Origin of the sequence: Chryseobacterium sp. WG14, from assembly GCF_024586945.1 — a bacterium.
Lineage (GTDB): Bacteria > Bacteroidota > Bacteroidia > Flavobacteriales > Weeksellaceae > Chryseobacterium.
Window position 1 is genome coordinate 205,213 of sequence record NZ_JALCZD010000001.1, and the last position, 24,748, is coordinate 229,960.

Below are 24,748 nucleotides of genomic sequence, written 5' to 3' on the forward strand. Positions count from 1 at the left end.
TTTATTTCTTTTCTGGCATTGCAAATTTCTCAATTCTTCTTTCGATGTCATTATGCAGACCATATTTAGAGATCAATAATGTCTTAGTTTCTTGTAGGGAAATTAAATTATCAATAAGATTATAATAACCCATATCATTCTCACAAACTTCACGGATAATTCTTTTTTCAGTATGGTCTAAAGCTTTAATGTTGTTAGTGCTTATATCCTTACCATATATTTCTTTATAAATTCCACCAACAGTATGATCAAATTCAAGATCTCTATTCCAAATAACTTGAATAGCAATTAATTCTTGATTATTGATAAGAGTAATATCTGGTCTTTCTTTTTGGATTTCTTTTTGGATGGTTAATAGATCTCTTAAAATTTCTTTTCGATACATAATATTGTAAGTACCATTATTTTCCCCATCTTCATTTATTGCGACTTGACCATTTCTTCTAGTATCCATCCTATTTTCAGGAAGATTACGATTTTCTACTAGTCTATTTCTGAAATCTAATAATGGTTGCATCCAGTTTCTCCCATTGCTAACCAAGCCATTCATTGATTTATCATTCTTAACAACAGTACAAGTCCAGCAACCAAATCTACTTTGGCCACATGAGGTATGCTTTTTATCCGTAACTACAGTAGGGCATTCATAATCATCTGCACTTGCATCTGAATAGATTTGAAATAGAATAGAATTATCAAATCCCCAAGGCGAAGGAACAGCATTAATGACATACCATACTTCTTCCATCATCATTTCTTTGATAGGAGCATAAGTATATGTGTTTGGTGATGTTTTATGTTTAGATAATCTTCTTCCTGTAACTTCATGTTTTCTTATCGAACGTTCTCTTGTTGCACTTTCATCATAACGGGTTCCTAATAAGACAATTGCTTCACCCATCTCGTCTACCTGATCTAATAGAAAGCTTGAAGTTGGACGAATTTTTAATTTATCTGTACACCATCTAAATGAATTGTTTGGAACTGGATATCCTTTTCCAATGACATTAATCCAAAAAGTTTCTTCTAGCTTAGGAGTTGTTCTTTTTACAAAAATTGGCAAATCCTGATTTCTAGCTTCTTCATCTATTTTCTTAAGAACATCTTGTACATAGTCAGCAAGAATTGGATTTTCAACCATCGTATCGTTACACACAACATGTACTTTTCTTTTTAACTGAAAAGGATGTGGTAACTGCTCTCTGATCCTTTGTAGAGCAATCCACACTAAGGTTAATAATACCGTTGAATCTTTACCCCCACTAAATCCGATAACCCAAGGTCTCTCAGATCTATCTGCATAGACATATTGATCTATAATTTGATCAATAATCCCTTCTATTTTTTTGCTTTTTATATGTTGCATTTTTTAGTCTCGACAATATTTATCCACGTAAAATTCTTGTCAAATTTAGCAAAATAACATTGAATTATTGGTAAACAAAATCTATAATAAACATAATCTATTAAGTGTAAAGTGTTTGTGTTTTAATTAATTGAAAAGACTTAATAATTATCTGATTAGATAGTAGAGGAAAGGTTTAAAAAAGTTATTTGATGAAAATATTTAAGCTATTATTTATGATGAAATTATAGATTGTTCTTTTGCATAAACTTATTCAACCACTAAAAAAATATCCTCCTTATAAAAAGAGGATCTATAATTACAAATTTTTGTTAAGTCAGTATTTCTATCCTCCTACACATCCACCTCCTCAACCTCCACACCGGCAAATACACAAAAATCACAGACAATATCCCAGCCAGTGTCCCAACCACCACAGCCATTGCCGTTGCATCCAACTTATAATCCTTTGAAAAATTATACTGTCCTAGAAAAAGCATAGCTAAAACCAAAGAACAGGTAATCACGCCATGCAGAATACTCAGCTTGGTCATTAGTTTTTTTATATTCAGCTGTTCATCTACTGTAAACTCAATAGCGCCTTGTCCAGCGGCATCGGTTACTCTTTTGATGATATCAATCGTGAGGACAACGGGGAGAAATAGGGCCATTGGTAGGGTAAGGCGGGCCAGATTTTGTTCGCCGGAGAAAAAATGGGTGTAGCCTAATTCTTTAAAGCTGGCATAGGCGATAATGAAATTGAAGAATACATTGGGAAGGACATAATAGATCATTCGCTTTAATAAAAAGCGTTTGAGGGTGGTTTTCTTTAGTTTTTTAGGTGGTTTCGGTTTTATTTTAAATTTCATAGGGGCGAGGTCATCAGCTCGATGGCTTTATCTTTAATTTGATGGGCTTCTTCTTTGGGAAGGAAATTTTCATTGGACATAAAGGTGAAATCCATCTGTTGGTTGTAGGTGCTAACTACCCAGGTATTGGAATTCAGCCATGGAAATGCCACTGTAGGACTGAGGATGGTTTCCACTTTAAAATGTCTGTACTCACTTGGGATATTGATTTTCCCCATATTGGATAGGGTAACATCATGTCCGCCTTCACTGGATTTCAGCATATTGATCATCCGGTCAACGATGGGATGCATATGTTCGCCCATCCATAGGAGTTCCCGGGCTTCCATCGTATTGATTTTCTGAACGAGGTCTTTTTTTATTTCCTTGGCGTTGTCCATTATGTTCTGGCAGCCTTTTTTCAGGGAAAGTTCCACTGTGGGGGCAAATGCAAACAGGTGATCTTCTTTGATCTCCGGAATAAAATGACGGACATCTACAGGACTGATCACTTTACCTTTGGCCTTTTTGCCCTGTATATCCTGGAAAGCCTGCATTACGGAAGAACATAATAAAGCATGAACGGAAATGCCATTGGCTTTACATTTTTCAGTAATGTGTTGGGTAGTGGTAGGATCCAGCTTCCAGTGAATCGCATAGTTGTTTCCTTTATTTCTTTTTTTACTTTTTCGCTGGATAGAAAAGAATATCCTGGCGAATAGTAAATACAATCTGGCTTTGTGTTTTTTTCGGCCTGCATTGAAATCTGAAGGCAGAAAATCATCTACGGAATCAAATGCCTGGTAAGAAATTAATTCAGAGGATGGATCATCCAGCAGTGTAAGGAGCTCGCGCATAAGGGTAACACAGGTAGTTCCGTCAGAAATACAATGGGGCATTACCCACATGATTTCGGAGACTCCGTTTCCTTTGATCCATACCATTCTGGCCATAGGCGCTTTTTCTTCGTCAAATAAACGGAACCATTCTTTTTCAGACTCCAACAGCCAATCCTGATCGGTTAGTCGCTGAACCATACGGAGTGGAATAGGAGTGATCTCTTTTTCTTCAGCAAAAAACGGATATTTTTCGCTTTGGGTATCTACCACCACCCGTAGTAAAGGGTGTTTCTGCTGGATTTTTTCCAGGGCTATCCTGAAGTTTTCCTCCTGGAGTTCTCCATTAATCCTGGCGGTAAACACACAGTTTAAAGGGGTCTGAGGATCCACATACATGATCCTTTCTACCATCATTAGTTTTCTTCTGATCATGATACGGCGATATATTCCAGTTGTACTTTGATGATCTGCATCACTTCATCACGGATGGCCAATGCTTCGGTATAAGGGAGATATCCTTCACTTCCCACAAAGGAAAAGTCCATTTTTCCACGGTAGGTAGAAACCACCATCGTCGTCGTATTCCCCAATGGTCCGATGACCGACGGGCTGAAAATAGTATCTACCGAAAATTCTTTATACTCATGAGGGATCTGGATGCGTCCCAGGTTGGAAAACATACAGTCGTTGGAGGATTTTCCGTTCTTTAGAAGCTTGGTGAAATTATTCAAAGCATCATGTCCGGATTCCATTACCATCATGGTAATATAAGGATTGAGCTTGGACGTTTTACGTTCTACACAGGACTGCATGGAACGTAGGTTTTCCAGGAAACTCATCTTTTCATTGGAGGAAACCACAATCATCAGCCCAAAAGCGAAGATATGGTCATTTTTGATCTGGGTGGCAAAACGTCTGATGTCTACGGGACAGGAAATCTTGTTAAAGGCTGCTGATCCTTTTACTTTTCTGAATGCCTGAAGCAATGCCGCACTTAAGAACGTATTGACGGTAACTTCATTGGATTTGCAGTAAGAAATCAGCTGTTGGCTTACCGATTCATCCACTTTCCAGTTAATCAGATAATCGTCCTGCCGGTCAACAGCTTTTTTACCTACAGGGATAAATCTGATGGCTGTTGCTGCCAGTCTGCCTATAAATTTAGCCTTCAGCTGCTGCTTACGGCTGTTTAAAATATGGGCGGGAACGACATCCTGAATTCCCAATATAGGATGTTCTGTTCCAATATCAGTGGACGGATTATCAAGTGTTTTTAAAAATTCATCTAAAAAAGCCATTGCAGAGCCACCATCACATAAACAGTGGTGGAATGCAAAAAGCATATCTGAAACTTCTTCCCCTTTGATCCATACAAACCGGATCAGGGGAAGTTTTTCGTAATTGAACAGGGTATGCCATTCTTTCCTGGATTCCTCCTGCCATTGGTTTTCATGCTGGCGGGGTATGATCCGCACCGGAATGGATATAGAGGTTTCCTGTACATCAAACCATGGAATATTTTTTTCATCATGGGTGATGAGTGCCCTCAGCCATGGATGCTTTTTTTGAATCTGGGCCAGGGCCCGTTGGATGTCTGCAAGTTTAAACGTTCCTCTCAGCCTGAAAGGAATCACTGCATTGAAAGGTTCTGTTCCGTCTCCCAATAGCATACGTTCTCCGAATAACAATCTTCTTTTCATATGTAGATGTCTGTCTTTTTTATTAGGTCATATGCAATCGCGTTGTTTTTATCAGTGTTGAGTCTGTAAATCATAGCAATTTCATAGGCTATACAGAAGCTAATGTGGAATGTTCCTGTACAAAGTTTTCTAATAACTCTACCGCTTTATCGTTACCGCCCGCCGTATGGAAAGTATGCTGAACTTCCTTAGCGGCAGCCCTGTATTTTGGATTTTCCAGTAATTCAAAAACAGTCTCACGAAGCGCTTCCACACGAAGTCGTTTGTATCGGATACTGATTCCGCAACCGGCCTGCTCGATTAATTTGGCAATATGAAAATGGTCATAAGCAATAGGCGTAATCAGCATAGGCAGTCCGTTTCTGAATGTATCGTTAACGGTATTGAAACCACCATGGCAGATCACCATATCCATTTGCTGCATGACCGCTGATTGAGGGACGAAACTGTTCACAATAAAGTTAGAGGGCCATTCTTCAAAGATCTCCGGTGGAGTAGCCGCAATCACCGTAACCGGCTGATCAGCAAATGCAGCAATAATCTTTTCAAAGAAAGCTTTTCTGATGTCCACTAATAATGTACCTAAGGATACAAAGATCTTTGGGGTAGTAGAAGCATTCAGCTTATCCCAGTCAAAAGGAGCATCATTGGGACGGCCTTTTACCGGACCTACAAATTTCATATGAGACGGAACGGTTTCAAAACCGGCAAAAGCCTGTGAAGTAAACACCATATTTAATTTGTGAGAATGGATATAAATGCCTTCCTCATGGATGCCTACTTCTTTCTGAAGGTCCTTGATCAGGTTTTGTTGCCATTCCCAGATTTTTGGTGCGGATTTTTCCGTGTCTCCCATCACATCCGGTGGAACAGGGGTTGTGGTGACACAAGGGATATTATGTTTATGAGCGAAAAGGGCTCCTCCAAAACTAATACAGTCGTTTACGATGACATCAGGTTTCCAGCTTTCTGTAAGGCGGGTTAATCCCGGCATCATCATCTTGGCAAACGGGACGTAGGTTTCTTCCAGTGCCAGTTTCATCACTTCAGGTCCGGAACATGCCGGTCCGTCGTCCTGCCTTTTTAAAATACGGGCGATTTCATCCTGATACGGAATAAGGTCTTCTTCAGGATAATAATAAGAACCTCCTTCCGGAATATGTTTGCTGTCTAAAGGGGTAATCCCAAACCATTTTACTTCATGGCCACGCGCAATCAGACTCGCTCCTACACTTAAAGTGGGGCTGACATGTCCGAAAAACGGAGGGACAACAAATAAGAATTTAGAAGGTTTCTCAGGTTTTGAAGCTCTTAATATAGCTTTTTCCAATAAATCTGCTGCAGTCGCTGAACCTCCGGCTTCCACAAAAGACTGTCCTACTTTTTGGGCAGCTTCACGGTAGCCTGGATTATTTAAAATCTGATGGACGGCATCTCTCAGGTGGTTGGCTTTGAATCGGTTGAAGTTAAGACGTTCCCCTGCTTCTGTACGCACAACGCGTCCTGCCACATGGGACTGGTCGTAAGCGATAGGAATGACTACCAAAGGAATACCATTGGATAGCGTTTCGGAAACGGTATTGTGACCGCCATGGCAAACCACACCATCCAGATGAGGTAAGAGATCCAATTGAGGAACCTGCTGATACACCATAAAGTTTTCCGGCCACTGCTCGAAAAGTTGTGGATCAGAAACCACTACAACCGTTACATCTTCATCTTTAAAAGCATCAATAACCTTTTGGAAGAATGCTTTTTTATGATCGTGATCGAAAGTAGTTCCGATGCTTACTAAAATTTTTTTGTTGGTAGCGCTTTTTAATCTGTCCCAATCGAATTCACAAGAGATACGGCGCTCTGTAAGAACCGGACCTGTAAATTGGTATTGAGAAGGCAGATCCTCCATTTCCCCAAAGAAATAAGTGGAGGTCAAAACAAGGGTCAACAGGTCAGAAGTAGCCAGGGAACGCTCTTCATTAACGCCAAGTTCTTTCTGTAAATCGATGATCTGATTCACTTCCCATTCATGTACCTTGGGCAGCTCATTCATGATTTTAATGGCAGCCGGAGCGGTAACGGAAGTGGCATAAGGAATTCCCAGTGCCTTTGCAGCAATAGGTGCCGCAAAAAGCTGATGGTCTCCGATAATCAAATCAGGTTGGTATGTTTTAAGTAGGGCAACGATACCTTTATAACAATGTCTGTTTAGAGGAATAAGGACATCTTCGTAAAGGAACTTAATGCTGTCTATTCCGTAGACTACTTTTTTTGAAATAATATCAAGATATTGTTCGCTCTCTTTCTTTTCTTCGTCAGACTGATCGTATTGGATCAGTAATAATTCTCCTCCCGCAGGAAGTTTAGCCTCCAAACTAGGGTCAAGGCTGATCCATGCTACTTCGTGCCCTCTTTCCAGCAGCGTAGCCCCGATGCTTAGGGTTGGATTGACGTGCCCGGTCAATGGTGGAACTATAAATGCAAATTTAGCCATGGTTTTGTGTTAAAATTTTAGATAAAAAATGAACGATAGTTTCTGCGATCAGGTGAGGTTCCTGTATCGGGATATTATGATCACCAGGAATCAATTCAAGCTCTGAAGTGCTGATCTGTGTCTGCAACCATTCTCCTGTAGGCCTGCAGTTGGACTCCACACCATACACTAATAAAGTGGGAACAGCCAGTTCGGTAAGGGGTGCCTCACCAAGAAAATGCTTTTCCCTGATCATATCTGCCTTAATGCTGGTCTGGTTAAACAGAAACTCATACATACGATGGTTTTTTTCCATCTGTCTTTTCCCCATCTGCACTTTAGTGGTATCCGTAAAATTGGCTACATAATGCTCAAGAAACTCTTTGCTGTACTCATCAATAATATTACGGGCCTTTTCGTCCTGAGGATCCGGTGCTTCCATAACAGCCAGCTGGTTGACGCGATCCGGATATTCTAATGCTGTTTTCAAAGCGATAAGACCACCGAAGCTGTAGCCTACCAGATGTACTTTTTCCAACTGAAGATGATCTATTAAACTAATCAGATCGGATGACATGGTATCGAGATCATATCCATTGAGAAAACGCTCACTCATGCCGTGGCTTTTCAAATCGTACATCACTACATGGAAATGCTTTGCCAGGATAGGGGCAATATTAAAATAATAAATGGACAGGTTGCTGAACATCCCGTGGATCAGCACCACGGTTTGTCCGGCATCTTTGTTGAGTTCCTGTATATGAACTTGCCTGTTATTGACAGTGATTATTGGCATTCGTAGATATAATTGATGATCATACTAAGGTCAAGATTGATCAGCTGGTCCAGGTCCATAGAAGACAGCCAACCGGTAAAATCAATCTGATCGCCAAAATGCGCTTTGATTTTTTCAGAAAAAGAGACAATTTCTATGCTGTCCATTTCCAAATCCCTGGTGAATGAACTTTCAGGAGTGATGTCCATTTCTTCTACAAATTCTGCGCCTATCACTTCAGTAATAAAACCTTTTAAAAGAGTAAATAGTTCTTCGTGGTTCAATTTTAATGTTGGGTTTACAGTGTCCATCCGATAATATAATTTTGATGTTTAATAGTTTTGATTTCAATAGTGTTGATCCACAAGTGATCATCTTTTATAAGTTCGACTTCGAAGGCCTTAGGATTTCCTTTCAGTCCTGTACCCAGGAACTTTCCGTATGCTTCCTTGGCTACCCAGAAACGGGTCGTCCATTCTGCCTGATCTCTGTCTTTTAATAATGCTAATTCCTTTTCGGTAAATACCATGTCGTAGAATCCGGAGCTGCGCTCTTCAATGAGCTCCATATCAATTCCTACAGATTTTCCATACCGTGCTATTCCTACCGCATCTTTTCCTTTATGAGCCAGTGAGATATGAATGTTTTCTGTAAAATCACTGATGAGGTAAGGTTTCCCCACTTCATCGGAACGGATTTCAAAGGTAATCGGGAAGCAGGCATGATCTTTTTCCTTGCGAAGAAGATTTCTTACAGCATCCTTTACGGCTACACGGCTTACCATCCAGTTTTTCTTTTTATTAGGCAATAGCTGCTGCTGAAATTGTTTTTCCGTTTGGTTGAAATATCTTTTGAGGATAAAATCCCACGAAGCCACTCTGGTATAGGCCTGGTGGAAAAAGAATACTTCAGGGGCAATTTCCTCCGAAAGGCGGTTGTGCAGCGGTGACATGGAAACATTCCATAACGCAGCATCGATTTCCAATCTTCTGTTTTGCCAGCCGGTGATGGCACACCAGACTTTTCCGTCTCTTGTAAGGACGATATTGGCTGTTGCAAATTCATCATTAAGCTCGGTAAGCATACAGGTACATTCAAAAATACCTTCCTGGTCATGCATATCACCAAAGAATTCAATGTCTCTGATCTTCACCGGGAATGCAATACGGTCTTTCACTAATGTAAGCTGCAACCAAAGTCCGAATAATTGTCCTGCATTATCAAGTAAAGAGCCTTTACCGCCATTTCCTTTGATCTTCCCTACGATACCTTTAGTTCCTACTGATGAAATTTCAGTAATTCCCTGATATTTTTCTCCGTGGAACATATGCATATCATAAATTTCTTCAGGAGTTCTTTCGATAGGTAAAAGATCACCAATGGAAAGATTGAAATCGGGTGTAGGTACCGGGGATGATTTTAAAATCACTTCTGCATTCGCAAAATTCTCGATGTCCAGGTAAGCATGGTGAGAGGAACGCCATTCTCCCTGTACTGTTTTTTCAAAAGGCTTGGCTACATTCATCCATTGGAAAACACTTACATTCATAATCTTATGAACCTGTGTTCCCGGTATTTCTGCTTCAGCAATTTCTGCCAGCTGCTCAAAAATCATGGTCATCGGGATGACCGGTTCCATATCAGCGACATGAGCCCATCCTTTAGGCTGTCTCAATAAACTGTGATCGATAAGATAGGGATGACTTTCCAGGGTAACATACATATCTTTTGAGAAATGGGTACTTCTCGGTGCTTTAGCAGCTACAGGAGCTGGACGCTGGATAGTAATTTCCGGACGGTTCTGGAAAAGTGTTAACACTTCTTCCTGCATACGGATCATATCTGCAACATTGTCCTGGAAGGCCTGTACAAGTGGATAACCGCTTTTTGTAGCAATAGGCGAAGCGGTATATTGTTTGGAAGCCTCAAAAGAGGGAACCAGGCTTTTAATTTCTTTGAAATTACGGATAATAGGTGACCCCAATTCCAGTTTGATCCCTTTTCCTGATGGTTTTTTTTCCTGATTCTGAATCTCCAGAAAATCAAGGGCAATCGTCTTTCCTTCCACAAATAATGCAGCAACTACCCGTTGTAACTGCGCCAATGCAGATCGGGTAGGAACACTGGAAGCGATGGTACTGAATGCTTTTCCTTTTAGGGTATCATCAATGAAACCAATCAGTCCTCCGGTACCCACCTGGATAAAGAATCTTGCCCCTTCCTCATAAAGCTTATCGGTTAGCTCCCGGAAGCGAACAGGTTGAACAAGATGCTCTGCACTCAGTTTTCTGATCGCATCCTGATCTGAAGGATAGGGCTCCAGGGTAGTGGCAGACCATAACGGGATTTTGGTCTTTTGGAATTGTGCCTTTCCCATACCCGCTAAAATCACATCCAGTTTATCAGCGATAAAAGGAGAGTGAAATCCGGACTGGAACGGCAGGATCTGATGGAAAATCTGTTTTGACTTTAAGAGAGGAACCACTTCATCCAATGCAGCATTACTGCCACACAGGATCACTTGGTTAGGACAGTTGTCGTTAGAAACATAGATGTTTGAAATGCCGCTGATAAGAGGAATCACAGTACTCATACCGGCTCCGATCGCAATGAATTTAGAATCTTTTAATTCAAAGGTTTCAGGATTCAATACGTCGATCAGGGCTTTAACAGAATTGGCTTCTGCCAATTCCGAGGAATATCCTGCCAGCCATTCTCCCAAGCTGTGTCCTGCATTCATATCAGGTATTATTCCCAGCTTTTTCAATGAATGATCAAGGATACTGCAGTTGTTGAAAATATGTAATGCGTCGTTTAGCAGGCCTTCGCCTTCATTTTCTATAGGAGCTGTTAAACCGAAATAACGGCTTACAGTATCTACTTCACCTTTGGCCAGACCGTCTAAGCCAGGGAATACAAAGGCTACTTTTCCGCCATCCTTTAATAATGGGGCAGAGGTATACCAAATATCCTGTTTATTTCTCCAGGTGATGTTCTTGGAGACTATTTTAAGTGCTTTTTCTATTCTTGCAGGGGTTGGATCGAATATCGCCACCCTGAAATTTCCTTCGCCTACTGTGCTGTCATTATTTTGTAATGCCGCAAGTAATTCTTCATGGGTAGGTCTTGCCAATAGCAATACATGGTCTTTCTTCGGCATATTATAGCCTTCAAGAACAACGTGTGCATTGATTCCTCCGAATCCGAAAGCATTCACTGCGGCTACTTTTGGCAGCCCTGTTTTTGACCAGTTTTTGGCTTCCTGAACAGGTTCGAATCTTGTGTTCTGCATATCTGCAGTCGGATTCTCACAATATAATGTAGGAGGTAAAGTATCATGATGTAATGAGAGGCAGGTTTTAATCAGTCCTGCGATTCCTGCAGCCGGCATGGCATGTCCGATATTGGACTTTACAGATCCAATACCTGCCATAGGAGCAGTCTCTTCTTTTCCAAAGAATTGCGCTAAGGTCTGAAGCTCTGTTTTGTCTCCAAGTGGAGTTCCTGTACCATGGGCTTCAAGGTAACCGATCTGCTTTTCATCCAGTTCTGCATGGTTCCAGGCCTGTTCTAATGCTTTAAGCTGACCTTTCACAGATGGACTCATCACACTGGTGCCGTTACCGTCACTGCTTACGCCCACTCCTTTAATGACTGCATAGATTTTATCCTGATCACGTACTGCATCTTCCAGTCTTTTTAAGACAACGAAACCACAGCCTTCACCAATGAGTAACCCGTCAGCATCACTACTGAACGGTTTAATCTGCTGTTGATGTGACATCGCTCCCAGCTGGGCAAAAATACTCCAGAAAGCAGCATTTTGTCCGGTGTGTACTCCTCCTGCAATCATCATATCCGAACGGCCCCGCTGCAGTTCCTGTACGGCATGATCCACCGCAATTAAAGCGCTGGCACAGGCAGCATCCACGGTAAAGGCAGCCCCGCCCAAATTAAAGCGGTTAGCCACCAGTGAAGCGACAAGGTTGGGAATTAATCCCATGGCGGTATCAGCGGCAAAACGTCCTTTGCGTTCCTGGAAAGCGTGTTTTACCTTTTCAATATCCACAGAAGATACCTGAGGCAATAGCTCCTGCAGTAACGAAGAGATTTGTTCTCCGGTTCTTACAATTTCGATGGCACGGGTAGCTCCAGGACCGGTATAGTTTCCTTTACCGATGATAATTCCCGTTTTTTCAAGGGAGGTCTTTTTTTGAAAGACCCCGGCATCCTGCAATGCTTTCTGAACCAAATCAAGGGTTAGCAAATGATCTGGCTCTGTTCCTTCCACAGCCAATGGCAAAATACCAAATGCTGTAGGATCAAATTCATAATCAGGAATAAATCCCCCACGCTGACAATAAAAGCGGTCAACAGGGCTTGTGGCATCACTAAAGTGAACCGGATCTATCCTATCAGCCGGAGCCAATTGGGTAGAGTCTACTTTATTGACAATATTCTGCCAAAAAGTGTTGGCGTCCTGTGCCCCCGGAAAGACACAAGACAGACCAATTACAGCAACATCCGTTTTTTTCATACTTAGTTTATACAGAGGGTTACCAATTATTTCCTGACATGATCAGCACCTGGCTTTCAGTTCCGTATTTTATCTCATTAAGGAAGATCTCCTTACCTTCATCCAATGGGATTAAAGAGATACCGCGACGTTCATATTCTGTTTCCAGCGTTGATGAAACCATTCCGGCGCCTTTCCATGGTCCCCAGTTGATGGAAATTACTTTTCCTTTTAATCTTTTATTCAAAGCATTGGCATAATCATCCAATACACTGTTGGCTGCAGCATAATCTGTCTGGCCTTTGTTTCCATACACAGAAGCAATACTGGAGAAAAGAACCACAAACTGACAGTCTGAACGAAGCTGTTCTGCCAATACACGCAGAGGTTTTACCTTGGTGTCAAATACACGTCCGAAAGAGCTGGTTGTTTTCTGCTTGAATAATTTATCTTCTAAAAGACCTGCTCCATGAATTACTCCATCCAAACGGTCATATTTTTTATAAATACCGTTGATCAGGCTGCTTAATCCATCTTCATCACAAAGATCTAATGACTGGTAAACGATTGTATTTCCAAGCAGTTCCATATCACGTATTGTGCGTAGGATCTGATTGTTTTTGAATATTCTTACAGTCTCTTTTTCTACTTGGGCAGGAGAAGTGAATGTTGCAGATTTAATAAGATGAGCTCTTATTTCCTCTTTTGTTTTCATGGCTTCAAATTCTTTCAGATCAGAAGCTCCCTCTCTTGGGTCAGCGGATCTCCCCACCAGAATATATGTACAAGGATAGGCCTGTGACATGTGTTTGGCAAGTTCGGCTGTGATTCCCTGTGCGCCTCCAAGAACTAAAACAACAGACTTTTGATCCAGTTGAATATGTGCTTCTTCCAGGCTGGTGGACAATGGGGATGGGATGATATCTACTTTGTGTCGCTGTTCGTCTTTATAAATAACCTCTGCAGGTTTATCATTGGTCAGGATTTCCTTTACAGTGATCTCTGCGATCTGATGGACTGCCTGAGGAGTGCTCAGGCTGATCAGCCTGCAGGTAGTATGATCAAATTCTCTGGCTAAACTTTTGAACAGACCCGGATATCCCTGATGGTGGCGTAATATACGGGCATCATTGATTTCCTGAAGGTGTGCCGGAATATCTGAGATAAGATATACCCACTTAGCTTTATCGAAATCCAGTTTTTTGATAAGATCTACATGGTCAATAATGCTGTGCTTCACTGTAGCCGAGAACATATCCAGCATGATCAGTCCGTCAAAGCCGGAAAGATCTTTTTCTGTATTTACCAATTCTGCAATAGCACCATGTTTTTCTAATGCTTCTTTGATTGCTGATGCCTGTTGGCTATTGTCCTGGGTGATGGCAAAACGTTTCCCATGCAATACTTCTGTATTTTGCAGTAAAGAAACATCTGTTGGGGTGATATCAAAACGAAGACGGGATAATATATTTTGTGTCGGTTCCGATGGGACAGCCTCCTTAGCTTCAGTTTTGATCTCGTTGGTTTCACTACTCATATCGCTGATCCAGCTTGCCAGCCCACGAAGTGTTTTAATAGCAGCTAATTTTTCCATAAGATCATCAGCCTGTTCCAGGTTTTGACCAAATCCGATCTTGGTTTTAAGATCTCCGATAATTTCCATACGCTTAATGGAATCAATACTAAGGTCTGCTTCCAGATCTAAGTCTAATCCCAGCATTTCTTTTGGATATCCTGTTTTTTCACTGACAATAGTCAGAATGGCATTTTGAAGGTCTTCAAGAGATAATGCAGACTGAGCCTGAGGTTTTGAAGCCCGAGTTTCCGTTGTTGTTCCGTTTTTTTCTGAAACAGATGCTGTTCCTGCTCCTGAGTACTCGGTAAGCCATGAAACCAAACCACTCAGGGTTTTTATTCCTGCTAACTGTTCCATTACAGTATCTTCGTTGGTATTGCCATTGGTCAGGGTACCCAGTTCATTACGAAGTGTTCCTATGATTTCAACTCTTTTGATTGAATCAATACTTAAGTCAGCTTCCAGGTCCATTTCCATACCCAGCATTTCCTGTGGATAACCTGTTTTATCGCTTACTACCTGTAGCAGTAAAGATTTGATATCTTTTGCAGGAGCCCGTTTTACCTGAGCTACGGCTGCCGGAACCTCCTGACGAGCAGGCTGGACAGGAATTGCCGTCATCTGTTGACCGGCAGGAGCCTGAATTGGTGAAGTATAAACAGGGGCCGGATGTACCTGAGGATTCTGTCCCATAAAGGAAAGCATCACATCCCGTTGCGCCTGTATCATTAGTTTCATGCTGTTTAAATATTCCTGCAGCATACGTTCAGCTGTTGATAAGCTTTCAGTGGCAGGAGCTTGCTGATTATTAGTAAAATTATTCATGGCAATAGGAGTTAAAATTGGTAATGCACCATTGGAAGGCAGTGTGCCTGTAGTTGGATGTGCAGTTTGTCCATTAACCCGCCAAATGGCAGGGTTTTTCTTATAAAGCTCAGGCTGATCAATGTCGATAAGTTTAACGTTACGGCCATCAAAAAGCTTAGTGATATTAAAGCTACGTCCTGTACCCAGGTATTGGGCAAGCATGCAAAGCAGGTGGGTGAATTTATTGCGGCTGTTGTCTTCCACATACAGGGTCAGCTGGTCTTTTTCAAGACATGATTTTGCCAATCCGGTAAGTACTTTTCCTGGGCCTACCTCGATGAAGATTCTTGCTCCATCATTATACATTGCTTGCATTTGCTCCACGAATCTTACAGGCTGTACCAGGTGTTCGGTCAATCTTTCTTTGATGTCTGACGGATTCGGTGGGTATACTTCTGCTGTCGTATTAGACCATACAGGGATCTGCATTTCCTGGAAAGGAACGTCTTTTAATACATCAGCATATAAACCTTTAGATTTTGTCAATAATGGACTGTGGAATGCACATGCCACTTCTAATTTTTTAGCAGAAATACCTTCCTGTTTCAGGACTTCCAGTAATGCATTGATTGCTGGTGTACTTCCTGCGATAACACACTGGGTAGGCGCGTTGAAGTTAACCGGATAACATCCTTCCACCTTAGCAATGATTGGCTGTAAGCGTTCGTGAGTAGCACTTGCTGCTAACATTGAACCGGGATCTCCACCTTCTACTGAGTCCAGAATAGACTGGGCTCTCCGGATACTTAAATCTACTAATTGATCTTCTGCAAATACACCTGAGAAACATAAAGCCGGTAATTCACCATAGCTGTGACCAGCCAGCATATCAGGAATGATTCCCAATGATTCTAAGAATTTGGCCAATGCAAGATCAACAATTCCCAACAGCGGCTGTGCCAAACGGGTGTCTTTAATGGTTTCTTTCTGTTGTTTTAAATCCGCTTCATTAAATGTTGTAGAAGGGAAAACCACTTTTTCAAGCTCCGGATAGCTGTCGATAATCTTACGCATTGCCGGGAAGACTACGAATAAATCACGAGCCATATTGATTCTCTGGCTTCCTTGTCCGGGGAATGTAAAGGCTACCTTACCTTCTTTTTTATTAACGGTGAAAGTATCTTTAGTTTCGATTCCTAATAAAACCAATTCAAGCTTCATCATTAGATCTTCAGCCGTATCTGCAACGATACTGAACTGAATGGGTTTTTCTGAACCGATGCTTAAGCTATAAGCGATATCTTTTAATGGAATTCCATCATTGATTTCCAATAAGGTTTTGATCTGGCTTGATTGTCCTTTAGCTTCTTCATACGTATCCCCGCGGAATACAAATAGTTCTGAAGGCCACGACTGCATCGCGATAGAATCATCTTGTTTTGGGTGATTAGCAATTACCGTGTGGAAGTTCGTTCCTCCAAATCCAAAAGCACTGATTCCTGCATAGCGGTTTTTCTCAGTCCATAATCCTGTTTCAGCATGGAAAGAGAATGGGCTGGTTTGTGCGTTATAATAGGTATTGGGTTGCTTAAGATGAAGGGTAGGAGGTTTCACTCCATGGTAAACAGCAAGGGATGCTTTAATTAAACCAGCTAATCCTGCAGCACACTTGGTGTGGCCAATTTGAGTCTTCACAGAACCTAAATGAGTCTGTCCCGGTAATGCACCTGAACGGCTGAATAAGTTTGTTAAGGCACTTAATTCTGTTTTGTCACCCACAACAGTTCCTGTACCGTGAGCTTCTACCAATCCTACAGAGGCAGCACTGATTCCGGCCTGAGTGTAAGCGCGTTCTAATGCTCTTACCTGACCTACTTTTCTGGGAGCAGTTAAGCCAAGGGCTTTACCATCACTGGATCCACCAACACCTTTGATTACAGAGTAGATACGGTCTCCGTCATTGACGGCATCTTCATATCTTTTCAAAACAAGGATTGCGATTCCTTCTCCAAGGGCAATTCCGTCTGCGTCACTGTCAAATGTTGCACATCTTCCTTTTCTGGAAAGAGCGTGGGTGCTTGAGAACATCAGGTAATCGTTGATTCCGTTGTGTAAATCTGCACCTCCGGCAAGAACCATATCTGATTTTCCTAATACCAGTTCCTGGCAAGCCAAATCTAAAGCTGCCAAAGAAGAAGCACAGGCGGCATCTACGGTGAAGTTTCTTCCACCCAGATCTAAACGATTCGTAATCCTACCTGCGATTACATTGGCCAAAATACCAGGGAAAGAGTCTTCTGTGGTATGAGGGAAGGCCTCTTTTACTTCTTCATGAAGTTCTCCGAAAACCTGTTTGTAAAAACCTCTGAAACTGTAGCTGTTGGCAAGGTCATTGCCTCCTTCAGCTCCAATAATTACAGAAATATTTTCTCTGTTAATATGTTTATCTCCATATCCGGCGTCTTCCATTGCCCGTTTGGCAACTAATAATGTTAACAATTGTGTAGGTTCAATGGCTGCAAGGGATTGTGGAGGAATTCCGAATGCCAACGGATCGAAATCGATTTTTGGGATAAAGCCACCCCATTTTGAATGGGATACATCCGGTCCGTCTGAGTCCGGGTGGTAGTAAAGTTCTTTATTCCAGCGTTCATCAGGAACCTCTGTAACACTGTCTTTTCCTAAAATGATATTTCTCCAGTATTCTTCCAGGTTTTTGGCACCCGGGAAAATACATTCCATACCAACGATAGCAATGTCCAGTGGTTTTTCGCCGGATATTGGCGCTTCCGGTAATGCTGCGGATTGAATATGTTCATAATTGTCAATGACATTTTGATGAAGGACAGCCAGTGAAATAACCCGGTTATGCATGGTGGCAATCTGTCCGATCATATACATCCCCAAATCCAGCTGTTCGCTTTTAGGAATCGTAACCAACTGGTCTCCCTGACGCTCTATGCCTTTGGCGGCAATTCTGAGACGGCCTACATTTAGTTTTTCAAGCTGTTCCCAGACTTGCTTTTTATCCACTCCTGCTGCCAGAAGTTTGGTTTTTTCTGTATTGAAATGCTGAGCAAATGCAGTATTTAGACAACGGGTTTCGTGTCCGGGAGCGGTTTCCAACAGGACAGTGTCTTTTGCCTGCATAGCCTGCAACTGGAATTCCTCCTGGATAGCTCCGGTAAGTACCGCTTCCTGAGTATAGAGATAAGCCGTTCCCATCAATACACCAATTTTTACACCTCTTGCAGCAAGTGGTGCGGCCATAATAGAAACAAATGCTGTTGAAAATGAATTGTGGATTCCTCCTGCAAAAAACACACTGATGTTTTCAGGATGTTCTTCTTTTAAGATACGTTCAATTTGTTTTTCCCAAAGGACCATGCTTGAAAGCGGTCCCACGTGGCCCCCACATTCACGTCCTTCAAATATAAAATTCTTTGCCCCTTCTTTCAGGAAAATATCCAGCAGGGCAGGAGAAGGAACGTGCAGGAAGCTTTTTATTCCTGCCTTTTCAAATACTTTGGCCTGAGCGGGTCTTCCACCGGCAATAAGTACTACAGGAGGTTTTGCCTCCAATATATAAGCGGTTTGCTCTTCTCTTAATTCTTGTGGGGCAAATCCTAAAATCCCTACGCCCCATGTTTTTTCACCGGCCAGTTTTTTGGTTTCCATTACCAAAGCCTTTGCCGATTCACCTTTCAGTAAGGATAAAGCCACAAAAGGCAATGCTCCGGCTTCCGCTACAGCATTGGCAAATAAAGGAACATCACTCACGCGGGTCATAGGCCCCTGGGCGATAGGATAACGTAAGCCAAGTTCCTGAGCCATTGAATTGTCCTTATCTATCACCTGAAGTGCTTTTGCCTGTTTCAAATGACCGTACATGGCTTCTTTAAATCCAAAAACCATTTTTTTCAATGTTTTGAAATCCTCATAGAGATCTGTTGCCAGCGAAATATCCTGTCCCATTGGGATATAGCTCTTGCTGAGGTCAAAATCGATGAAATATTTTCTAAGGTCTTCGGCCGTGATATTTTCCGGTAATACCGGTGAATTGGGTCTTACCAATACACGGTGGTTGGCTATAATTCTTGTTTCTGTTCCATTTAGTTTTGAACAGACTTCTTTGATATCCTGAGGTACCGAGCTTTCAGGGAAAAGGGCAAGCTGGCTATCCAGTATAACACCTGTGGCTCCCAATGCCTTTACAGCTGCTGCGGTGTGGAGGCCAATTCCTCCCTGTACCCATACCGGGATGTTCGTAATTTCTTTAATAACACGCTGAAATAATACAAAAGTAGATTCATAACCTACCTGGCCGGCAGCTTCATTTCCTTTGATAATAATCCCTTTTGCCCCTGATCTTTCGGCTTGTATTGCCTCTTCGACACTGCTTACCTGATAAACGACAGGCAGCTCGGAAGAGAAATTAATGGAGGTTCCAAATGGAAGGATTGCGAAACTCACTTTTTCCGAAATCCGAAGGGAAATAAAAGTACTATTTGAAATGTAAATACCATAAGAAGGTATATTGGTCTGGTCAAGCTGGTTCAATGCTTCCTGAGCGGTCATCAATTCATGCCCCAAGCTTAGGACAGGAAATGCGCCTGCGTTATGCAATTTAGGCATAAGGCTAACATCCGGTTTTTCAAAAGGAGTTAGTCCAATAATGGTTAAGTTTTTCATTGCTTTGTTGATATTAGCATGAAATTCCATAACAAACCTGCTATACCCATGGTATACAAGTAGTTGTTTGCTATAAGTGGAATTTAAAGTAGTTAGTTTTTTGTAATATTTTTAATTATAATAGTGATCTAATGATAATTTACTAATATTGAGTGGATTAGCCGTCCGGAGAATGTCAGCCAGGTATTTGGTTGATGTAAGATTGTTGATGTCCAGCTTTGCGAGGGGCTTTCGCCCAAAAATAGTCAAGTTTTTCATAGCATTTATGGTATTGAAATATGGATATAGATTTTCATAACAAAACACTAAAACCTATTGGCATAATAAGTGTTTGTTTATTATGAGGGAATAAAAGTAATAAATTTATATTATATCTTTAATCATAAATACAATTTGATAATAATTTTTTAACAAAAAAATACTGATTGTTCAAATGCTATTAAAGTATACAATTTATATTTTTATTCTCGAAAACAGGCTGGTACAATCTGAGAATACACAATTATAATCATTTATAATTGTAATAATGTTAGGCAAAGATAGCAATAAAAAATAAAATATTTCAATAATAAGAGATTTGTTTTTTTTATATTACGAAAAGATAATATAAATAATAACCGTGTAAAATACACGAAAATCTGATGTTTCAAAAAATGAAATGAAACAGTATATTTTAGTAAAAATGAATTTTATAGTCTTATCTTCCTATTCCAGAATACATTGGGTAATTGGTTAAATAATTATATTATGATGTAACAGAAATTAAAAGATAATGTAATTTTGTGATATAATAATGCAATTAGCCCTGTGATAGGAATGCTGGATGCAAAAAAAGCAGCATTTAGCTGCTTTTTTTATAAAAAATATAGAAAGATAATAGTCTTGTAAGGTGAACTGAATTACTGCTTTTTGTATTGCATATGTATTTGCTATTCAGGAGGTAAGTGTTACGCTAAATTATTTATATTTTAATTCAATAGGATTAATATAGTGAAAAATTAAAATAACCTTAAAATATACTTAAACCGTATTGTTTCACCAGATCCAGAATCATGTGATATCCTGCCAATGAATTTCCATGCTGATCCAATGCAGGGCTGAAAACACCAATCCCCATTGTTCCGGGAACACTTACTGTGATTCCGCCTCCCACGCCCGATTTGCTTGGTAAGCCTACCATACGGGAATATTCTCCACTGAATTCGTACATGCCGGCAGTAAGCATTTGGGATTCTATTAATTTTGAAATTTCAGCATTTTTATAGGTAACATCTCCATCAAAACGAACACATTGGTTGGCAAAGAAATAACCAATCTTAGCCAGGTCTTCCGCTGTAAGTTCAATAGAACACTGTTTAAAATAATTGTCAAGCTGATCTTCATTACCTGTAATCAAACCGTTATTTTTCATGAGATAGAACATTCCGCGATTACGGTGTCCTGTAGATTTTTCCGATTCATAAACCGATTTGCTGTAATCAATGCTTTGATTTTTAGTGATGTATCTTACCATATCCAAAATTTTAAGAAAAGGCTTTTCACCGTCACCGGAAATTAAAGAAGTGGTAAGGATTGCTCCTGCATTCATCATGGGATTTAGAGGTTTCCCTGTGGTTTCCAGATTAGAAAAATGGTTAAAAGGTTTGTCGGACCCGAAATACCCCATTTTATCAAAAACATTAGCTTCTCCTTTTTCATTTACCGCAACCATTAATGCTATGATTTTAGAAATGCTCTGCATGGTAAATTTTTTTTGTGTATCCCCTGCATTAAATATCTTTCCATTTTTCTCAACTACAGAAAAAGCAATTGCTTTGGCATCCATTTTTCCCAATTCAGGAATATAATCTGCCACTTTTCCCTGGGTGTAATAGGATCTGTTTTTTTCAAGGATACTGCTTAGCGTTTTTTCGGATATGGTTGAAATATCTGCTGTTTTTTGAGCGTAAACTACCGTATGTAAAGAAAGAAGTGTTGCTGTAAAAATTCCTTTTGCAGAAAATAAAAAACTATTTTTTTTCATAGAGAATAAATGTTTAGATAAGTCTTGAAAAACAAAGATAAAGTATTTCATCTTCGTTGGCAATTCTTCTAAAGCTACAGCCTTTTGTGTAAACCAGTGAGAATACTCTTTAATTTTTTAGGATTCCATATTTATAATGACCCAACCTTATATAGTTGAATGCAACAGGGCTGGCTCCAGGAAATTGCTTTCTTTTTTAATAGTTCTTTTTTTTCATTTCAAATTCTCTTACTACTTCTGGCGGTTCTCAGTTCCTATTGGCATCTGCTGATATAATGGAGTCTGAAATATATCTTTCATGAGCATAGTACCTTATTTCTTGTTATCAACAGAAAGAACCACAACTTCTGATATTTAGACTCCTTATCAGCAGAGTCGGAGCGTAGAGTATTCGTATATAAAGCCTTTGTGCTGACTAAAAATGAACGCCTGCGAATAAAAAAGACATAAGCAGGATGATTAGAGGGTGTATTAATTGCTTGCGGTTGATAAAATAACTCAAATCTTAACATGATCTTCTAAGCTATTCCTTATTTTTGCAAAGAATTAAACGGCTAAATTGTTTATTTTAAAATATGGACAGGATATTTTTTGACAACAGTCAAACTGGAGTAGTCTCTACGTTTTCCGAACTCGTCAATACAGATTTTTACGGCGCTATGAATGCTATTTGCTGGAAAAGGAATTTGAATGGGGATTTTAAAGAAATTGTATCTAAACTTCAGTTAAAGGAGAATGTGACAGAAGTATCTGCTGAAGACCTTTTGGCACTGCAGCTTTCAGAAAAGGGTAGTGCCGCAAGAGAAACGATCTTAAATGATTTACAGTTATTAACCGATTTTGGAGCCTTACCTTCTCTCAATTTGCTTCAATGCTATGACCGGGATGAAGAGCTGGATTTCTTCTCCACAGACGTATATTCTTATCATGTAGATCGTTCACCCATTGGAACAAATACTTTTTTATGTACCTACCATGGGGCTGCAAGTGAGATCTTACCCAATGAGCAGGCTATACAGAAAATCCTGATTCCTGAGATCCGGGAAAAGCTTAAAGAACTGCATGACGGTCCGGAAGCAGAATTTGAAAATTTCCTGGAAGAATATTTCTTCGATCTGCATTATCAGCCTAAACCTGGTGCAGAACCTGCCAATCTGGGAGTAGGTCATCTTTGGAGGCTGGCGGTAGATCATCCGGCACAGCAGGTCCTGCCTTGTATCCACAGGGCTCCCATTGAAAAGAATGGTGAATACAGGCTGCTGTTGATTTGTTAAATCATATACCTTGTTTTATTAAGTCTTAGTAGAAAAAAAATTACTGAAAACCATTTTGTTGTCTTTTTATATATTTTTTGGTACATTGATCTTCATTATTATAAATTAATAGGTAACCCACATGGCTGATACACTTATATTGTCTGAAGGAGCAGAGTTTGATCACGTGATACAGGAGGTCTCAAAATACATCCACCTGTATGTAATGGCATTTGAAAAAAGTGAGCGTACCATTACACGTATAGATAAGCGTGAAAACATGTATGGCGGAAACGGAATTGTATATATGATACAGATGTTCGGTCATAATGAATTGGCTAATAACCGCCTGGCTGCTTATATGGTTTTATTAAATAACGGTGACGAATCCGGATTCCATACCCACAATGAAAAGAATGAAGAAGAATTATATGTGGTTGTACATGGAACAGGAGAATACCGTGAGAGAACCGGAATGCAAGGATCTGTTCGTAAAAAAACACTTCAAAAAGGAGATATTACCGCTATCAGCTCCATTGGATATCATTCCATTGAAAATACAGGAAATGAACCGTTGATTATGTTTGTTATTACTACTAATAATCCATAATAGTATGGATGGTTATTTTTGATACAGAATAATTCCTGACCTAAAAAAAACTGAAACCTCAGAGAATCCGATAGATGGCTTTAGGTAATTCTCATATTATTTTCAGGGTTTCTTATTTATTTTCTTAATCCTTTGTGAACGTACATACACCTTTGGATCAATTTATTGTTGATCAGGTTTTAAATATACTGTATAGATAATTTCTTTCAGGCCTGTCACTTTTTGAGATAGGCTTTCTTACTTGATTTTCAAATAAGTTTTTTTGTTTCTGTTAAGGGTACGGCTAAATTCCGGGGAGATAAAACACAGCAGCCCTCTGTAAAATTTTATTTAAGAATATTTTAACATAATAATTGTTTTTTAGGCACGAACATTGTTTATTTATATACCAATTACTTAAATATCATATTATGAATAATTCAGATTATAACAAAGCAGAAAATGCAGTCGATCAAACTGAAAAGTCTTTAAAAAATGCAGCTGATGAAACAAAATGGAAGCTAAGTGAATTAGCGGAAAAAGCTAAAGATTATATCAATGAAAAAAGAGATAATGATCAGGAAGCAACTCAGGAAGATTGGATGGAAAGGGTAAAATCTAACTTTTCCGACGCCTGGGAAGACATTAAAGATAATGCCAGTGAAGCTTGGGAAAAAACCAAAGATGCAGCTGAAGATGTGAAAGCGGAATGGAGAAAGAAAACCAATTAAGTTAGTTTAACAAATGGCCGGAGTTCTTAGAGCTTCGGTTATTTTTATATTTGATATTAGTTTATTTATAATCTACTTAAAATTTAAACACTTACTTGTTTCCTGGACAATTATCATAGTAGCATCTTTTTTCAGCTCTATCATTCAAAGCACCTTGAGATCTGTAATTTCCAGACTGATAATTTTTTAGCAGATATCAGGTTTCAGTTCACCCTTTACTGTTCTCCAACTATTTCTTACTATTTTTTCTCCTGCTGAGTTCACATTCAGCTCTATAGTGTCATCTGCTATTATTCCCTACTTATTTTTTAAGCAATTATAAACCGTATTTATTAGTTTATTAATATTCTTTTAATTTATTTAATAGTATATTTGTGTCTTATTTAATAAACAGATCATGGATAAAGTGAATATTTTCTGGTTCAGAAGAGATCTAAGGCTGGAAGATGACTCCGGACTCCATCATGCACTTGATAGGGAAAGAGCTGTGATAGAGCACACAAAAGCCAGAGAAAGAGCATTGAAGCTTACAAGGAAGCACTGGCAGAATAACCCATTATATACTACTCACTAACAAAATAAAA

General features: G+C 40.0%; 14 protein-coding genes. 4 read left to right on the forward strand and 10 right to left on the reverse strand.

All coding sequences use genetic code 11. The features are described from left to right. Position 1: 1 nt before the first annotated feature. From dndC to glsA, 10 genes are all read right to left on the reverse strand, one after another. On the reverse strand, positions 2-1,366 hold the full coding sequence (dndC, locus tag MP478_RS00850; RefSeq protein WP_257199294.1) for a DNA phosphorothioation system sulfurtransferase DndC: 1,365 nt from the start codon (positions 1,364-1,366) through the stop codon (positions 2-4). 311 nt (positions 1,367-1,677) lie between these two features. Further along, on the reverse strand, positions 1,678-2,139 hold the full coding sequence (locus tag MP478_RS00855) for a hypothetical protein (RefSeq protein WP_257199295.1): 462 nt from the start codon (positions 2,137-2,139) through the stop codon (positions 1,678-1,680). A gap of 71 nt (positions 2,140-2,210) precedes the next feature. After that, positions 2,211-3,464, reverse strand: coding sequence for a condensation domain-containing protein (locus MP478_RS00860; RefSeq protein ID WP_257199296.1), 1,254 nt, complete (start codon positions 3,462-3,464; stop codon positions 2,211-2,213). After that, positions 3,461-4,732, reverse strand: a complete 1,272-nt coding sequence (locus MP478_RS00865) for a condensation domain-containing protein (RefSeq protein ID WP_257199297.1) — start codon at positions 4,730-4,732, stop codon at positions 3,461-3,463. Before MP478_RS00865 ends, MP478_RS00860 begins: the two co-directional genes overlap by 4 nt. Before the next feature lie 88 nt (positions 4,733-4,820). After that, a complete protein-coding gene (locus tag MP478_RS00870; protein WP_257199298.1) occupies positions 4,821-7,223 on the reverse strand; it encodes a glycosyltransferase in 2,403 nt (800 codons plus the stop codon). Further along, positions 7,216-7,998: an alpha/beta fold hydrolase gene (locus MP478_RS00875; protein WP_257199299.1), complete on the reverse strand. Its 783-nt coding sequence runs from the start codon at positions 7,996-7,998 to the stop codon at positions 7,216-7,218. The genes MP478_RS00870 and MP478_RS00875 overlap by 8 nt, the downstream gene beginning before the upstream one ends. Continuing rightward, positions 7,989-8,288, reverse strand: a complete 300-nt coding sequence (locus MP478_RS00880) for an acyl carrier protein (protein ID WP_209801938.1) — start codon at positions 8,286-8,288, stop codon at positions 7,989-7,991. Before MP478_RS00880 ends, MP478_RS00875 begins: the two co-directional genes overlap by 10 nt. Beyond that, positions 8,276-12,514, reverse strand: a complete 4,239-nt coding sequence (locus MP478_RS00885) for a type I polyketide synthase (RefSeq protein ID WP_257199300.1) — start codon at positions 12,512-12,514, stop codon at positions 8,276-8,278. Before MP478_RS00885 ends, MP478_RS00880 begins: the two co-directional genes overlap by 13 nt. A 19-nt stretch (positions 12,515-12,533) precedes the next feature. Then, positions 12,534-19,598 carry a type I polyketide synthase gene (locus MP478_RS00890; protein ID WP_257199301.1) on the reverse strand — a complete coding sequence of 2,355 codons (7,065 nt, stop codon included), beginning with the start codon at positions 19,596-19,598 and terminating at the stop codon, positions 12,534-12,536. A gap of 979 nt (positions 19,599-20,577) precedes the next feature. Continuing rightward, positions 20,578-21,591 carry a glutaminase A gene (glsA, locus tag MP478_RS00895; protein ID WP_257199302.1) on the reverse strand — a complete coding sequence of 338 codons (1,014 nt, stop codon included), beginning with the start codon at positions 21,589-21,591 and terminating at the stop codon, positions 20,578-20,580. A gap of 575 nt (positions 21,592-22,166) precedes the next feature. Here glsA and MP478_RS00900 point away from each other — a divergent pair. From MP478_RS00900 to MP478_RS00915, 4 genes are all read left to right on the forward strand, one after another. After that, positions 22,167-22,865 carry a DUF1826 domain-containing protein gene (locus tag MP478_RS00900; protein WP_257199303.1) on the forward strand — a complete coding sequence of 233 codons (699 nt, stop codon included), beginning with the start codon at positions 22,167-22,169 and terminating at the stop codon, positions 22,863-22,865. A 121-nt stretch (positions 22,866-22,986) separates the two neighbouring features. Beyond that, complete coding sequence (locus MP478_RS00905) at positions 22,987-23,454, forward strand: cupin domain-containing protein (protein ID WP_257199304.1); 468 nt, start codon at positions 22,987-22,989, stop codon at positions 23,452-23,454. Between the two features lie 410 nt (positions 23,455-23,864). Beyond that, complete coding sequence (locus MP478_RS00910; protein ID WP_230041143.1) at positions 23,865-24,164, forward strand: hypothetical protein; 300 nt, start codon at positions 23,865-23,867, stop codon at positions 24,162-24,164. Positions 24,165-24,561: 397 nt separating this feature from the next. Next, positions 24,562-24,738 (forward strand): deoxyribodipyrimidine photo-lyase, encoded by a 177-nt coding sequence (locus MP478_RS00915; RefSeq protein ID WP_257199305.1) that lies wholly within the window; start codon positions 24,562-24,564, stop codon positions 24,736-24,738. The last annotated feature ends 10 nt before the right edge of the window (positions 24,739-24,748 follow it).